Raw genomic sequence first — 16,060 nt, 5'->3', positions numbered from 1 at the left:
TATGAGAATGTATAAGCTTCACAAATTATTTGCTAGCAGCCCATGTATCGTATGCTTGTTGATACGTTGATTCGAGCTTCTCATACCCCATTTTTTTCATTTGAGCGATATATTTGTCCCAATTGGATAATGGCTCTGCACCTGTAACGAATTTCGCTTCCATTTCCTTCACGTATTTATCCAAATCGGAACGGAGTGTTTTGATTTCCGTCTGTTGGTCTACCGTCAGGAATACCGATGGGAAGGGAGCCTTTGCAATAGGCGTAAGCTTTGTAGCTGTTTCTTTGTCAATCCAGTCATCAAAGCTAGTACGAAGACCTAAAACATAGCTGTTCTCATAGGAACCTGGTGTATTAATCCCGTAGTTTGGCGTGATTGTACCGCGGTATTCTTCACGATCCGTACCATCTGGAACTGGCAGCCATTCTTTCTCGCCTGTTGCTTTATCTTTGTATTTAAATAACGTACCTTCAGGTCCATACGCCCAGAACGAATACCCTTCTTCGCTAAATTGGTAATCAATCCAGCGCATACTTGCTTCCGGGTTCGGGTTAGTGTTTGAAATCGCGAAACCGCCAATGGTGTTAATACCAGGATGCTTGCCGTATACAGGTGTTCCAGCAATATCACTAGATACAGGCTGCATCATCGGGTTATCTTCACTCGGTTCACCACCAAGCGTGAAGTATGGGAAATAATCGGAGAATAAAGCCACTTGATTGTTTTTTCCTTTTGCTTTCTTCTGCTCATCTGTTTGAGAGAATGTTTCATGATCCAGCAAATTCTCGTTCCATAAGCGATTCAAGAAGGTTAAATATTCTTTGTAGGCTGGTTCAGCTTGTGGAAAGTGTACTCTATTCTCCTTATCTACGTAGATATCCTCGTTATACATCCCCCAGAATCCGAGGAAGAACATCCGTAAATCATCTAATTTCACAGAGGATAGAGGAACCTCATCGTCTTTACCGTTTCCGTTCGCATCTTCCTCTTTAACCTTCTTCAAATAGTTGTATAGCTCTTCTGTTGTCTGCGGTAATTTGTTTTCCATGCCGAACTTCTTCAGGAACTTCCCGTTATACCACATCGGTCCACGATACCATACCGCAGATGGCTGAATATTGCGTAGTGCATAGATATGTCCATCCGGTGTTGTCATTGATTTGCGAATATCCGGATTTGCATCGAGAATTTTTTTTAAATTAGGTGCGTAGCCCTCATCAATGTATTTTTCTAAAGGCAGCAACAATCCTTGACTTCCGTAGGTAACTTGATCCGATCCTTTTAGATCCGCCGCATAGAAAATATCGGGAAGTGTACCGCTTGCAAATACCAAATTCTTTTTCGTCTCAAAGCTATCTTGTGGGGCGTTTTGAATCTTTAACTTAATATTCGTCATCTTCTCGTATTCCTGAATAACAGGCATCTTGTTCCAATCCTGACGCCCTACATCCGGTGCCATAATAGAAAGCTCAATCGGATTATCCACGATAGGAAAGCCCGTCTTATGAACCTCTGCGGCTGTGTCTGAGCTTTCTGTGCTTGCCGTCCCCTTATCGCTACTCGATCCACATGCAGTAAAAATAGAAATTGACATGGAAAGACATAACAACATGAGTCCAGTTTTACGATAATTCGTCATACAAAAACCTCCCCTTTTTTACTTGTATCTTAAGATCAACCCTTAACAGAGCCAATCATGACACCTTGCACGAAATAACGTTGCAAGAATGGATAGACAGCAATAATCGGAAGTGTAGATACGATAATGACCCCATACTTCACAAGTGAAGCAATTTCTGCCTTGTTGTTCTGGGCTGCTGCAGCTGTCGCATCGATAATGCCACCTACTTGAGATTGCATTTCCTGAAGAACGAGAATCTGACGAAGCACAAGCTGCAACGGATATTTCGCATCATCATTCAGGTAGATCATGGCGCCGAAATAGCTGTTCCAATGCCCTACCCCGTAGAATAAGGCCATCACTGCGATAATTGGCATCGATAACGGGAGAACAATCCGCAGGAATAATCGAATATTCGTCGCGCCATCGATTTGAGCCGCATCTTGAAGCTCAGCTGGAATGGAGTTCGCGAAGAAGGTACGAGAGACGATAATATTCCAGATTGACGCTGCGCCAGGAATTACCAGTGCCCACATCGTGTTGACCATGCCTAGCCCTTTTACCAACATGTATGTAGGGACGAGACCGCCTCCAATGAACATCGTTACCATGAACATCCCCATGAAAAACCCACGCCCTACAAAGTCCTTACGACTGAGTGCATATGCCGCTGGCATCGTAACGACCAAGTTAATCGTTGTGCCTATCAATGTATACAAAATCGTATTTCCATACCCCGTCCAAATCTTCGAGTTCTGAAATACAATCTCATACCCCTTAAAGGTAATTCCTTTTGGAAAGAGCCACATTTCACCGGAAGCAACCATCTTCGGATCACTGATGGATGCGCTAATAATATATAAGATGGGATATGCGACTAACAGCAATGCAATTGCCACATACGTATAGATGCAAATTAGGAATATTCGGTCTCGCTTAGATAGCTTTATACCTGATACCATAAATTCCAACCTCCTTCTACCATAGACTGTTCTCGCTCGTACGGCGGACAATCTGATTCACCGTAATGAGCAGGATGCAATTGACAATGGAGTTAAATAAACCAACAGCTGTTGAGAAGCTATATTGCGCATCGACAAGACCAGATCGATAGACAAAGGTTGAAATCACATCAGAGCTTGACATATTTAACGAATTTTGCAGAAGTAATATTTTCTCAAAACCTACACTTAACAAGCCTCCCATATTCAGAATTAATAGAATGGTCATGGTCGGTATAAGCGCTGGTATATTGATGTGGCGAACACGTTGAAAGCGAGTGGCCCCGTCAATGATTGCCGCTTCATGCAAGCCTGGGTCTACACCCGAGAGAGCCGCCAAATAAATAATCGTCCCCCAACCCGCACTCTGCCACACGCCTGAGAATACATACATCGTCTTAAACCAACCAGGACTTGTCAGAAACTGCGGTGCACTAAAGCCTAAACCTTCAATGGCATGAATAATCATACCGTTCGATGGAGACAAGAAGGTAATAATCATCCCCGCCATAACAACGACAGAAATGAAATGAGGTGCATACGTAACGGTCTGAACAAGTCGCTTGAAGAAGCCATCCTTCACTTCGTTAAACGCAAGCGCCAGAATAATTGGGATTGGGAATCCAATGGCTAATTCATACAAGCTAATACTGAGCGTGTTCCACAGCAAATCCCAGAAATAGTACGAGTTAAAAAATCGAATGAAATGATCAAAGCCTACCCATTCACTGCCAAAATAGACCTTTGACGGAATGTAGTTCTTAAAAGCAATCTGAATCCCATACATCGGTCCATAGCTGAAAATGAGGAAGTAAAAGAATGCGGGTGCGATAAAAATGTAAAGCTCCCAATTCTGACAAATCTTCTTCCATGTCTCGTTTCTGCCCTTACGCTTTTCTTTCGGTGCTGAATTCACAGTTCGCATATGTACGCTTCCTGTTTCATGCATCGCGACATCCCCTCCTTATAGGTAATGATGAGAACATTCAGATCATCGAGTGAGCATCATTATCTATCGAATTGTTATCAATCGCATTAATGCTAGCGCTTACATTTACACTATATAGAATCGAGCAAATCGTAAATATGTCATTCTCGCTTATCAAGAATTTCGTGTTGTACTGCGGGATGATATACGTTTCACCGCTATGTTGATGTTCTAGAAGTGTGTCATTCTTGCGCTTTTCGCCCATAATTCCGTTGCATTACAATGCCAAAGCTGCTCAAAGAGGCAATGTGTATAAATCTCCATAGCACATGTTTTTTTTGCGTTTTTAAAGGAAATTCATCCTGAATCTAACGTTTGTTGACTGAAGTATCATGTTTCTTAACTGGAAGCCTCTCATCGTACTTCTATAAAATTAATTTAGGGAAAGCGTTTACAAAGGCAGCATGTATGAAACACATGAAGGAGCGGATGATATGAGCACTAAACTTGAGCGGAGCAAATCTAGAAAGCGCATACACTGGCGAAAGCAAGATTCCGAGTTAACCCTGCTCGCCTTGCCGACATTGATCTGGTATATCTTATTTTCTTTCTTACCGATGTTCGGTATGGTTATCGCTTTTAAAAATTTCAAAATAAGCGGCAACTTTATTAGCAACGTACTAAATAGTTCTTGGGTCGGCTTCAAAAACTTTGAATTCTTATTCAAATCCAATGATGCCTGGATCATTCTTCGCAACACGATAGGGTATAACATCATCTTCATTATTCTTGGCATCGTGTTACCAGTAATGTTCGCCATTATGATCAGCCTGCTGCATAGCCGCAAAGCAAGCAAGGTTTATCAGACCATGATGTTTCTGCCCTACTTTCTGTCATGGGTAGTCGTCTCTGCTGTAGGTTGGGCCTTCTTCAGCTTTGATAAAGGCATCCTCAATCAATTTCTTGCCAGCCTTGGGCATGATGCTGTGAATTGGTATATGGAACCGCAATATTGGCCCTACATTCTTATCTTTTTAAACATCTGGAAGAGCATAGGTTATGGCATGATTATTTATCTGGCAACCATTACAGGAATCGACAGCACCTATTATGAGGCGGCAGTTATTGATGGAGCTTCCATCTGGCAGCAGACACGCTTCATTACCTTACCCATGCTAAAGCTGGTCATTGTCATGATGTTCATCCTGTCAGTAGGTCGTATTTTCTACACGGATTTCGGACTGTTCTATCAGGTCACACGCGACTCCAACTCCCTCTACAATGTGGCCACAACAGTTGATGTCCTAGTTTATAAACAGCTAAAAACCGCCACTGTAGGAATGGCATCCGCTGCCGCTTTCGTCCAATCGATGCTGGGCTGTATTACAATCCTGAGTGCTAACTGGATCGTTAAAAAAATCGATTCTGACAGTGCAATGATCTAGGAGGAGAGACAATGGCAAAGACACCCACCTATCAATCTGGCTTGGAGAAATTCAACCGCACAAGTAACGGCATCAATGCTTTGTTCACCCTAATTTTTATTCTGATGGCAATTGCCTGCGTTGTGCCTGTGATCGTCGTGTTATCCATCTCGCTTACCGATGAGTCCTATATTCGTGAAACGGGATACAGCATTCTTCCAACCGCACTTTCCGCAGACGCATACGCTTATATCGCCAAACAGGGAACGATGATTCTGCGTGCGCTAGGTGTATCCCTGCTTGTAACAGTCGTAGGTACTGTACTTGGCGTGCTGCTCACCACAACGATGGGATACGTCATTTCACGTCCTGGTTACAAGCTAAAGAACTTCCTCACCTGGGTTGTATTTATCCCGATGGTATTTAACGGTGGTCTTGTATCCAGTTACTTTATCAACACAAATTTCTTGGGACTCAAAAACAGTGTTTGGGCACTCATTCTGCCGCTCGCAGTATCATCGTTTAACGTTATTATTTGTAAAACCTTTTTTAGGAGCACAATCCCTGATGGCTTAACCGAATCTGCTGAAATTGACGGGGCTAGTCAGTTTCGCACCTTCTTCTCAATCATCCTCCCCATCTCATTGCCTGTACTAGCTACGATTGGACTGTTCCTTTGCTTCGGTTACTGGAACGACTGGTTTCAATCGATGCTGTATATCGATAATCAGAATCTGTATTCGCTCCAAGCGCTGCTTAACAGCTTGATGTCCAATGCTGATGCGCTCGCCAGAAACTCCATAAGTATGGGGATCAGCTTCGCTGAGCTTGTCGCAACAATGCCCAAGGAATCTGCCCGCATGGCAGTTGCTATTCTCATCGTGTTGCCTGTTGCCTGCGCATATCCCTTCTTCCAGAGATACTTTATTACCGGCCTTACCATTGGCGCAGTCAAAGGCTAGTTCCGAAATAAGCCAAGCCCAGCTTGGTTTATGATAGATAACCGTACTTTTACTACGGTACATTTCATCATTCAACACTAGGAGGAGTTAAAGTGAAGAACACCCTCAAGTTCGCCTCAACATTATGTATTCTCGCATTAATGCTGTCCCTGCTTGCTGCATGTGGCAACTCGAACTCGAATTCGAAGCCAGCATCCACAGCAACCAATGAAAGCGAGAGTGGTACGACGGCTACTGATGCACCAACCACCAAAGAAATTCCTACATTGGTATGGTGGCTGATCGGCGGACAGGTTCCTGAGAACTTTAGTAAAGCAGTTGAGCAGATGAACGAATACACCGCTGAGAAAATCGGTGTCAAAGTGGATATTAAGGTGGCTAGCTGGGGCGAATGGGATACAAAAATCAACACCATTGTGAATACGGGTGAACCCTTTGATATGATGTTTACCAACAATACAAAGTACAGTAAACAGGTCGCTATGGGAGCGTTCGCTGACATTACAGATCTTGTACAAAGTGAAGCTCCTGAACTTTACAAGTCTATCCCTACCAAAGTATGGGATGGTGTGAAAATTGGTGGAAAATATTTCGCTGTACCGACGTATAAGGATTCTTCATTAACTCAATATTGGGTGTTCGATGACAAGCTTGTACAAAAATATAATATCGATTACCAAAACATTAAAACGATGCAAGATTTAGACAAACCGTTCCATGATATGAAAGCTGGTGAAGGCAAGAGCTTCTACCCGTTGCAGTTGATCCAAGGCGAAGGCTTCCCAGGCATTTTAAATAATTATGATGATATGACTTTAGGTTTCAATCCTATTGGAGTTAACGTGGAGGATGCTTCCCGGAAAGTCGTGTCCGTGTTTGAACAACCGGAAGTGATGACTAACTTAAAGCTGCTGCATCAGTGGTATAAAGATGGTATTGTTAACCCGGATGCACCAACTAAAACTGAAGGCGACAAATACAGAGCGTTCTTCTCCGCACAAGCCTTCCCTGGTGCAGAAGCTGGCTGGCAAATCACCGCAGGGATTGACAAATACGTCATGACGCAAATTTTTGGTCCTTTGTATACAACTAGTACAATTCAAGGCTCGATGAATGTAATCTCGGCAAATTCCAAATACAAAGTGGAAGCTATGAAATATTTGCAATTAGTGAATACAGATCCAAAATTACGAAATATGCTTGCGTTTGGTGAATTAGGCGTCGATTATAAGAGCATTGACGGAGAGAAATCAATCGAGCGTATCAGCGATACCTGGCCTTTAGCAGCATACTCCCAAGGCACCTTCTTCAATCTTGCGGTTACGAAAGGGGCTCCTCTAGACCAGTGGGAACAAGTAAAAAAATTGAACGAGCAAGCAGCATCTTCCAGCATATTGGGATTCGCACTGGATATTGGCGAGCTGCAGACTGAGGTTGCGAACTGCCAAGCTGTATATGATAAATATAGATATGAATTGCTCACAGGCGCTTCTGATCCTGAGAAGGTAATCCCTAAATTGCTGTCTGAGCTGAAAAATGCCGGAATGGACAAAATTATGCAAGTGGCTCAAGAACAAATCAACAATTACTTTAAGTAACCCTTATCGAACGCACATGGTATATCAGCGCTGATATACCATGTGTTTTCCTTTACTCCTCTAAAAAATTTATTTGAACTAAAGGTACGCTTCATATATATTTACAATGAATTATATGCTCTCTCAACCACAGCAACGAGAGACTTATTCCTCTATATTATGTGTCTGACCTTAGGGGGCATTACAAATGAGGTTTTGGAGGAGTTCTTTTTTTCATATTAAGATATATCGCAATAAATTCTGGGCTTACCTGATTTTTATTGTAACCATCGGGGTAACACTGGGTACTATGACCAGCGCTATACTTGTTAATCAATGGATCGGTAACGCGCGGATTGAAGCTGCGAATGCCTTTTCCCGTATTGAGAACAACTTTCAGAATGATGCCGATCGGATTGAAGCTTACATGCAAAGATTGTATTCCAATCATGATCTGATGAATGACGTCCGTTATTTTATGAGCCCTTCCGTTGAAGGGTATCTGACTAAAAGATTGGAGAATAGCCCTTATTCATCACAAGCACTACTCTCTTTTCCTGAGGATACTAAAACTTATCTTTACAGCTGGGCACAGGGAGATATAACTCAAATCAGCGTTCATACTAAGGATTACGGAAATGTTATTTATTTTAATAGTTTTGGAATTCCTAGCTTCCAGTTTGGCGTTCCAAATACAAACGAAATTTTCGATGAAAGTATACAGAAGGGCTTCGTCTCTCACAAAAAACTAAATCAAAGTGCTACGGAAGCAGGGGAAATTCGCTTTCAGATCAGCAGCAAGCGAATATTCAGTATCGTAAATAATTATCAACTCGGTAATGCGGCTGTAATTAACTCTACCGGGGAGATATTCATTATTGGTAACAATGAATCCATGACTAATGAAATCACCCAACAAGCGGTTGCGAATAATAAAAATCACGGCTTTATCGTAAATAAAGGATATATTCCCATTTTCTTTGTTACCTTTTCATCCACCAAATATAATTATCAATTGGTTAGTACAATAGACTTGGCTGCACTTATACGTCAGCATAGCACGGTTTTGCTCAATATTTTTATGATCGTCTTTACCGCTATGATCTGTGTACTGCTGCTCGTAGTCTACAATCTTCGTGATGACTCACGATTTCTTCACCGTATTATACAATCAATCAAACGTGCGAAAACTGCCGACTTCACCCCAAATAAGCCTGCACGTTATCGTATGAATGAATATGGTATGATTGCTCGCGAAGTCGACGATATGATACACCAATTAGACAAATATATTCGGAACGAATACTTGCTTAAGCTAAAACAGCAGGAAGCAGAAATGAAAGCGCTTCAACATCAAATCAATCCTCATTTTCTTTATAACACCTTAGAAGTCATTCGATCTACTGCATTGGTTCATCAGAATGAGCCTACCGCAGACGCGATTGCAACGCTGGGAGCGTTATATAGAGAAATTGTTAAGAAAGAAAATATCATTTCAATTGGTAGCGAACTGGAACTGTTGCGGAAGTACCTGCAAATAATGGAGTTTAAATATCCTGAGCACTTTTTTTATCAAATGGATGTTGAAGATTCTATTCTAGCTCTCCCTACTGTGAAGTTCTGGATGCAGCCCTTGGCAGAAAATTTCTTTGTCCATGGGTTTAATATCAATAAAGAATTTAATTTATTTATCGTGTCAGGCTGGGAAGATGAGAACTACTATAGGCTGGATTTCATTGACAACGGAGTACGAATTGATGAAGAACGGCTAACTGCTATCAGGCGAACCCTTTCGAGTAATAATGACCAAACCACCAAAAGCATTGGATTATATAATGTCTATGCCCGACTACAATTTTTCTATCAAGAGGATTTCTCGATTAGCATTGAAAACAATGATGAAGCTGGTGTCAAAATCTCTGTACAGATTTCTAAAAGAGGTGATTAGATATGTACAAACTTTTGATTGTGGATGATGAACCTCAGATTTTGGAAGGTATGAAACGTATTCTGGATTGGGAGCACTACGGATTCAAACAAATCGAAACAAGTGACTCCACTGAAGATGCTGTATTTAAAGCCGTAGATCTAATTCCTGACATTGCTATTATTGATGTGTGTATCGGCAAAAATCTAGGGTATGATGCGATCCAAAAGCTAAATGAAGTGAACCTTCCAACCAAATATATTATTATAAGCGGCTATAGTGACTTTCAATATGCCCAGCAAGCCATTCGTTGCGGAGTGAAGGATTACCTGTTAAAGCCTGTGGACCGAATCAAGCTGCAGGAAGTTATTGAAAAAATAATTATCGAAGATTTACATGGCACGATTAGAGATGTGAATGCGGACTCTATGAGTATTGATCCAGTATTGGGGATTCGTTACGATGCCTTATCCAAGCTGGTCAATCGTATATTAATTATGATTAAAACAGAATTTGCTCATAATATTTCGTTAAAATCCGTCGCAGACCGCTTTCAAATGAACAGTACCTATCTTGGACAAATCTTCATTAAAGAAACAAGTATGAAGTTCTCAGAGTATCTAATGAGCTATCGCATGCATCGTGCACAAGAGCTCATCCAAACGACTAATGAGAAAATACACTGGATTGCCCTTTCAGTTGGTTATAACAACCTGAACTATTTTTATACACAATTTCAAAATCATTTTGGTACCTCTCCCTCAAGTTTACGGATGAAAAGTTAAGGCTGGATGTATATTGCAAAGTGATTTAGGGGGCCGTGTCATGAATAGATATAGCTGCTTCATCTGTGGTATTATTCTGCTGTTCATTTCACTGTTAACTGGCTGCAACAAGCAGAATATGAACGCTGCGAGCTTTAATGCAGAACCCGTTGTAAATCTGATCTATTATACCATCGGTGATCCTGATAAGGATCTTGCTCTAGTTAATGACAAAATTAACGAGATATTGATGAAAAAAATTGGAATAACGATAACCTATAATAAAATTGGTTGGCAGGAATATGCTGATCGCATGAATACAATGATCTCCTCTGACAGCCCTTTTGATATTGCGTTTGCTCCGGATTATGCTAAATATGCCAAACGTGGGGTATGGCTGAAGTTAGATGACTATTTCATGAATCTAGCCAAAGAAATGTACCTTGCTATTGATCCCATATTTTGGAAAGGCGCTAAGATGGATGACGGGTTCATCTACGGCGTCCCCACCAACAAAGAATTGGCTGTACGCGAGAATTGGATGTATCCTGATTCTCTGGTAGAAAAATATAATATTAAAGTTAACCAATATAACACACTGGAATCGCTCGAACCGCTGCTTCGCATGATACAAAAAAATGAACCCGATTATTTGCCCATGGAGCTTGATCGAGACTCACACAATTTCTTTGCGATGTACGGCTACGAATATATAGGGGACAACAGACTCCCATTAATGATCCAATCTCTGGATCCTGCTGCTCCTGTAGTCAATATCTTCGAAACCCGTGAAGCCAAACATATATTGGATACGTTAAGACGTTACTATCAATTAGGGTTCATTAATCAAGACGCCGCTTTGCGAGAGCCAGGAAGCTTGAAACATGGTGTAAAGGTATTTTGGGAATCTGGTAGTGGCGGTCCACTCTCTGAGAGCGTCTGGAGTAACGATCTGGGGTATAAAATTGTAACCAATCCAGTAACACCCGAGGTGGCAACTACAGAAGCTGTACGCGGAGGGATGATGGTTGTGAAGGCAAATACGAAGCATCCTGTGGAGAGCATCAAATTTCTAAACCTATTGAATACCGATCCTGACCTGCGTAACTTATTTCAATATGGCATTGAAGGCGTTCATTATACACTGGATCAGAATGGCCAGGTTGTCCTAAGTTCGATAAAAGACAGTCAAGGAAATCCGCTTCCCAAGGCGAACGGTGGCTACACTGGCATACAGTACACTCAGGGAAACTGGTTTATCTTAAGTACATTAGGTGGAAGCTACCCTGACCCACTAAACAAGTGGGAACAATTCCGCATCTACAACTCCAAGGTTGTGGAGTCCAAAGTACTGGGCTTTACGCCCGATCTGTCAGAGATAAGCGAGCAAATTGATAACATTGAGATTGTCTGGCGCAAGTATTATCCAAGCCTCATGACAGGCAGTGTCGATGTCGATACCATTCTCCCGAAATTCAACCATGAGCTGTATGAAGCAGGGATTAATAAAGTACGTATGGTGATCCAGAAACAGCTCGATCGTTGGCGGGAATAGGAAGACACCGTAAAGAAATGCCCCTCAAGTGAGACACTTTAGATAAAGTGACCTTCTTGGGGGGCATTTATTAACTAGTGACCCATCATCATAGCTGGATCTACCTCTTCGCCACTCTTTGTGACTTGTTGTATCTTCGGCTTGCGAAGGATAAGGGACATAGCAATACCAACACATACGATACAAGCGGTCAGGAAAAATGTATCTCCAAAGCCAGCTACTAAGGCAGTTTGTGGATTACCTGTCTTTCCGATTGTCGCCATGTGAGTATTGATATGAGATGTCAGGTAAGCTGTAAGACCTGTTACTGCGAACGATACGACAACCTGTTGCGCTGCTGAAGTCAATGGTGTCACACGGCTAACCAAATGACGTGGAGCTGAGTTTAATACATGTGTATTAAGTGGCATCATCGTTGATCCCATCCCTAACCCCATCACACACACCGACACGATAACCATCCAAATCGGTGTATCCACGTTTACCGTCGATAGTATAAACATCGCGATGGCGATAACACTCAACCCACAGAACGCTAGTGGACGAGCTCCAATTTTATCAAACAACCTGCCACTAATCGGCATCATAAGACCGGCGCACAACGCTTGCGGCATCACGATCCAACCGGTATGAAGTGCGGTATATCCTTTAATATTCTGTAAATACAACGGAATCATCAGCGTAGCGCCAAACAATGCCATCTGTACGATCCAAGTAAGAATAATACCACGTGTGAAATCAGATGATTTAAACACCTTCAGTTCAAGCAAAGGATACTTCTGTCTAAGCTCTACCACTATGAACAATATTAATGCGATACCACCGATTGTTAAGCCTGTAATAGCACCTGTTGAAGACCAATCTGCTCCCCCTTCACTCACACCATAAGCAAGCATAGCGAATGCGATCGGAGCAAGACACATCCCGAGAATATCAAGATGTGTTGACTTCTGAGGTTCTGTCTTCGGTAAGTATTTTTTACCCAAAATGAAGGCCACAATACCAATTGGCAAATTGATAATGAAGATCCAGTGCCAACTCACGTAATCGACAAGATAACCAGATATTACAGGACCAAAAGCTGGCGCCATCAGCATTGGAATTCCAAGAACACCCATAATAGAGCCGCGACGTTCAGGCGGGGCTAATTTGAATACCATTGCCATCCCGATCGGTGCAACCATACCTCCGCCTAGACCTTGAATAATACGGAAAATAATCAGTTGTTCAGGTGATTGGGCTAAGCCGCACAGAACAGACCCTAATGTAAACAGCACAATCGTTACAAGGAAAATACGCTTTGATCCAAATTTATCGGTCATCCAACCGGCAAGTGGGATTACTGCGGATAGTGCCAATGTGTAACCCGTTATCGCCCATTGAATTGTCTTTAGATCAGTATTGAAATATTCCACTAATTTAGGAACTGCATTGTTAACAACTGTACTGTCCAGAATAACCATAATCATACCGACGATTATCGCAAGCAGTGGAGGCAGAATAGCTTTCAGAGAGAACGTGTCGCCTTCCTGCGTAAGGGGTTTTGTTGAAGCATTTGATGTCATTGTGATACCTCTTCTTTCTAAGTTTTGACTGAATATTTGTGAAAATAATGCTCGAAAAACAAGTCAATACTTTCCTCAATCGATAAAGGGATATCGAGTAACGACGATTGAATGTGATTGTTCGGCTGACATTTAGAAGCAGACACTTTGGTGAACGGTGACATAATGGCAGCAAACATATGCTGTGTCATCAACAATACGGTCTTTGGATCTGTAACACCTGTCACTTCTGTCATGACTGCGCTTAATTTTTCGAACCCTTGTTGTTTCATAAAATGTACATATTCGGCTACCGATTCAAACAGTGGATCATGGCCAAGAATTCGCTTGAGCAAATCAGGATAATCATTAAGAAATGAGGCGTACTTCAAAATAAATTGTTTCAGCCGTTCGATAGGCGGATATTCCACAACATCAAATATGTCAAACGCCGAGCGGAATGTTTCCAGGACTGTCTTCATCGCTTCATGCATAAGCTTGTCTTTCGACCCGAAATAATAATTAATTAGCGCCACATTGGTGCCAGCTTCACTAGCAATCATCCGAATAGTGACACTATCAATCCCTTCGGACTTAATCAAATGCAGCGTTGCGTCTAAAATCTTCTCCTTCGTCATAGAACTCTCCTCATCTCGACATACAATTAAACAGCGTTTAAAACAATGATTAATATACCTTGAAAACTAAATCTGCGTCAATGGAAATTTCAGAAAGTAATATACACAGTTTTCAACAAAGACTGACTCATGCGATGAAGTGCTTAATTTTGGAGAACAAAAATAACCGGTCGAGAATGTATCTCGCCGGTTTATTGTGTAGTATATCTTTAAAGATGTTGGATTGAATCCATTCCTAGTAGAAGTGTCCTCCTAGCCCTTTACCGAACCGATCATTACACCTTTTTCAAAATATTTCTGAATAAACGGATACACGATAAGGATCGGTAAAGTTGATACAATAATAACTCCATACTTAACCTGGTCAGCAAATTGCTGCGCATATCCGCCTGCACTGCCGCCCGAGCCTCCGCCTTGGGAGAAAACCTGGTTGGATAATAGAATATCACGCAGAATGATTTGTAACGGCTGCAGGTCATTCGAATGAATATAGATAAGCCCAGTAAAAAAATCATTCCAATGTGCTACCAGATAATACAGCGCAATGACCGATATGACGGACTTAGATAAAGGGATCGCAATATAGAAGAAAAATTTAAAATGAGTACATCCATCCAATGCAGCGGATTCATAAATTTCTTTAGGCAGTGAAGCTTCAAAGAACGTGCGTGCAATAATAAGATTAAACACATTCACTGCAAAGGGAAGAATAAAGACCCACATCGAATTGGTCAGGGATAGATCCTTCATCAGGATATACGTTGGAATTAGTCCACCATTAAAAAACAATGTAAAAACGAAGAAAAACATCAGGAACCGGCGTGCACGGAACTCTTGTCTGGATAGTGTATACGCTGCTGGGATCGTAAGAAGCAGATTAAACATTGTTCCCAAGACTGTATAAATAACGGTATTCTTGTAGCCTATCCAAATACGCATATCCTGAAAAATTTGCTCGTAGCCAAAGAAACTGACTCCTCTGGGAAATAGAGTAACCTTTCCTGTGGAGACCAAGGTCTGATCACTGACAGAAGCAATAATAACAAAGTACAAGGGATACGCAACGATTAGGAAAATTAGAACACATAAGATAATTATTGAAATATCAAATAGAATCTCACCCGTACTGCGCTTGTGAATAGTTGTCGCCTGCATAAGCATCACCTTTCGATGTTCTCTCCATTTACCAGAGGCTAATATCTGAGTTGCGTTTGGAAATCCAGTTCATGGTAACCAGAAAGAAAAAATTGATGACGGTATTAAATAATCCGATGGCTGACGAATAACTGAATTGATTGGAAAGAATACCGATTTTATAAACATAGGTGGAAATGACCTCTGATACGGGAAGGTTCAATGAATTCTGCATCAAGAATACCTTCTCGAATCCGGTTCCCAGTACATTCCCCATACTCAGAATAAATAATATGATGATTGTCGGAACCAAGGCAGGGATATCGATATGCAGAATCATCTTCCATTTGTTCGCTCCGTCAATCTTAGCAGCATCATACAGACTTGGACTCACTGTTGATAATGCGGCCAGATAAATAATACTGTTCCATCCAGCATGCTGCCATATATCCGAAATCACAAACACCGGGACGAAAGAATTCGTGGAGGCGAGCAAATTAATGTCCGTATCGCCAAGCTTGGAGATCAGTTGACCAAGAATTCCTGTATTCGGTGACAGGAGAACATTCAACAATCCAACCATAACTACAATTGAGATAAAATGAGGCATATATACGATAGTCTGCAGCAGCTTCTTAGTGCGGAACCATTTCACCTGATTCAGTATGAGCGCTAGTATGATCGGTGCCGGAAATCCCAGAACGATTGTTGTGATGCTGATAATCACAGTATTTCTCATCAAATCCCAAAACTGATAGTTATTTATGAATTGCGCGAAATAATGCAGACCACGCCAAGCCCCGCCTGCCAATCCACGCGAGAAATCATAATCCCTGAAGGCAAGCTGAATTCCATACATTGGAATATAGTTGAAGATGATAACTACAACGATCGCCGGAATAATCATAATCCATAATTGATAATCGCGTTTAAGCTCCATTAGATTTCTTCGATGTTTGTTGGGAGTTATTGAGGACATCATAAG

The 16,060-nt window shown here is 41.6% G+C and carries 14 protein-coding genes; 6 read left to right on the top strand and 8 right to left on the bottom strand.

What is annotated here, in order from left to right; genetic code table 11:
• Positions 1 to 25: 25 nt before the first annotated feature.
• The 4 genes from R50345_RS08740 to R50345_RS31235 all read right to left on the bottom strand — a co-directional run bounded on the left by R50345_RS08740 (position 26) and on the right by R50345_RS31235 (position 3,815).
• Positions 26 to 1,639: an extracellular solute-binding protein gene (locus R50345_RS08740; RefSeq protein WP_042125776.1), complete on the bottom strand. Its 1,614-nt coding sequence runs from the start codon at positions 1,637 to 1,639 to the stop codon at positions 26 to 28.
• 35 nt (positions 1,640 to 1,674) lie between these two features.
• Positions 1,675 to 2,583, bottom strand: coding sequence for a carbohydrate ABC transporter permease (locus R50345_RS08735; protein WP_042125774.1), 909 nt, complete (start codon positions 2,581 to 2,583; stop codon positions 1,675 to 1,677).
• A gap of 16 nt (positions 2,584 to 2,599) precedes the next feature.
• The gene (locus R50345_RS08730) at positions 2,600 to 3,547 is read right to left on the bottom strand and encodes an ABC transporter permease (RefSeq protein WP_156114913.1); all 948 of its coding nucleotides are present in this window, start codon (positions 3,545 to 3,547) and stop codon (positions 2,600 to 2,602) included.
• A 61-nt stretch (positions 3,548 to 3,608) separates the two neighbouring features.
• Positions 3,609 to 3,815, bottom strand: coding sequence for a hypothetical protein (locus tag R50345_RS31235; protein ID WP_156114761.1), 207 nt, complete (start codon positions 3,813 to 3,815; stop codon positions 3,609 to 3,611).
• Between the two features lie 229 nt (positions 3,816 to 4,044).
• Here R50345_RS31235 and R50345_RS08725 point away from each other — a divergent pair, with 229 nt between their 5' ends.
• From R50345_RS08725 to R50345_RS08700, 6 genes are all read left to right on the top strand, one after another.
• Positions 4,045 to 4,995 carry an ABC transporter permease gene (locus R50345_RS08725; protein WP_042125771.1) on the top strand — a complete coding sequence of 317 codons (951 nt, stop codon included), beginning with the start codon at positions 4,045 to 4,047 and terminating at the stop codon, positions 4,993 to 4,995.
• Positions 4,996 to 5,006: 11 nt separating this feature from the next.
• On the top strand, positions 5,007 to 5,936 hold the full coding sequence (locus R50345_RS08720; RefSeq protein WP_042125769.1) for a carbohydrate ABC transporter permease: 930 nt from the start codon (positions 5,007 to 5,009) through the stop codon (positions 5,934 to 5,936).
• 92 nt (positions 5,937 to 6,028) lie between these two features.
• Complete coding sequence (locus tag R50345_RS08715) at positions 6,029 to 7,534, top strand: ABC transporter substrate-binding protein (RefSeq protein WP_042125767.1); 1,506 nt, start codon at positions 6,029 to 6,031, stop codon at positions 7,532 to 7,534.
• Between the two features lie 187 nt (positions 7,535 to 7,721).
• Positions 7,722 to 9,461, top strand: a complete 1,740-nt coding sequence (locus tag R50345_RS08710) for a sensor histidine kinase (protein ID WP_156114760.1) — start codon at positions 7,722 to 7,724, stop codon at positions 9,459 to 9,461.
• A 2-nt stretch (positions 9,462 to 9,463) separates the two neighbouring features.
• Complete coding sequence (locus tag R50345_RS08705) at positions 9,464 to 10,225, top strand: response regulator transcription factor (protein ID WP_042125765.1); 762 nt, start codon at positions 9,464 to 9,466, stop codon at positions 10,223 to 10,225.
• A gap of 40 nt (positions 10,226 to 10,265) precedes the next feature.
• On the top strand, positions 10,266 to 11,759 hold the full coding sequence (locus R50345_RS08700) for an ABC transporter substrate-binding protein (protein ID WP_042125763.1): 1,494 nt from the start codon (positions 10,266 to 10,268) through the stop codon (positions 11,757 to 11,759).
• 74 nt (positions 11,760 to 11,833) lie between these two features.
• On the opposite strand, the gene R50345_RS08695 is transcribed toward R50345_RS08700, so the two are convergent.
• The 4 genes from R50345_RS08695 to R50345_RS08680 form a co-directional block, all read right to left on the bottom strand.
• Entirely contained in the window at positions 11,834 to 13,324 is a 1,491-nt protein-coding gene (locus R50345_RS08695) for a DHA2 family efflux MFS transporter permease subunit (protein ID WP_042125761.1), read from the bottom strand.
• A 17-nt stretch (positions 13,325 to 13,341) separates the two neighbouring features.
• The gene (locus tag R50345_RS08690; RefSeq protein WP_042125759.1) at positions 13,342 to 13,941 is read right to left on the bottom strand and encodes a TetR/AcrR family transcriptional regulator; all 600 of its coding nucleotides are present in this window, start codon (positions 13,939 to 13,941) and stop codon (positions 13,342 to 13,344) included.
• Between the two features lie 252 nt (positions 13,942 to 14,193).
• Entirely contained in the window at positions 14,194 to 15,096 is a 903-nt protein-coding gene (locus R50345_RS08685) for a carbohydrate ABC transporter permease (RefSeq protein WP_081954242.1), read from the bottom strand.
• Positions 15,097 to 15,124: 28 nt separating this feature from the next.
• Positions 15,125 to 16,054 (bottom strand): ABC transporter permease, encoded by a 930-nt coding sequence (locus tag R50345_RS08680; RefSeq protein ID WP_042125757.1) that lies wholly within the window; start codon positions 16,052 to 16,054, stop codon positions 15,125 to 15,127.
• Between the last annotated feature and the right edge of the window lie 6 nt (positions 16,055 to 16,060).

Origin of the sequence: Paenibacillus sp. FSL R5-0345, from assembly GCF_000758585.1 — a bacterium.
Classification (GTDB): Bacteria; Bacillota; Bacilli; order Paenibacillales; family Paenibacillaceae; genus Paenibacillus_AQ.
This window is presented reverse-complemented; position numbering and strand designations above follow the sequence as displayed.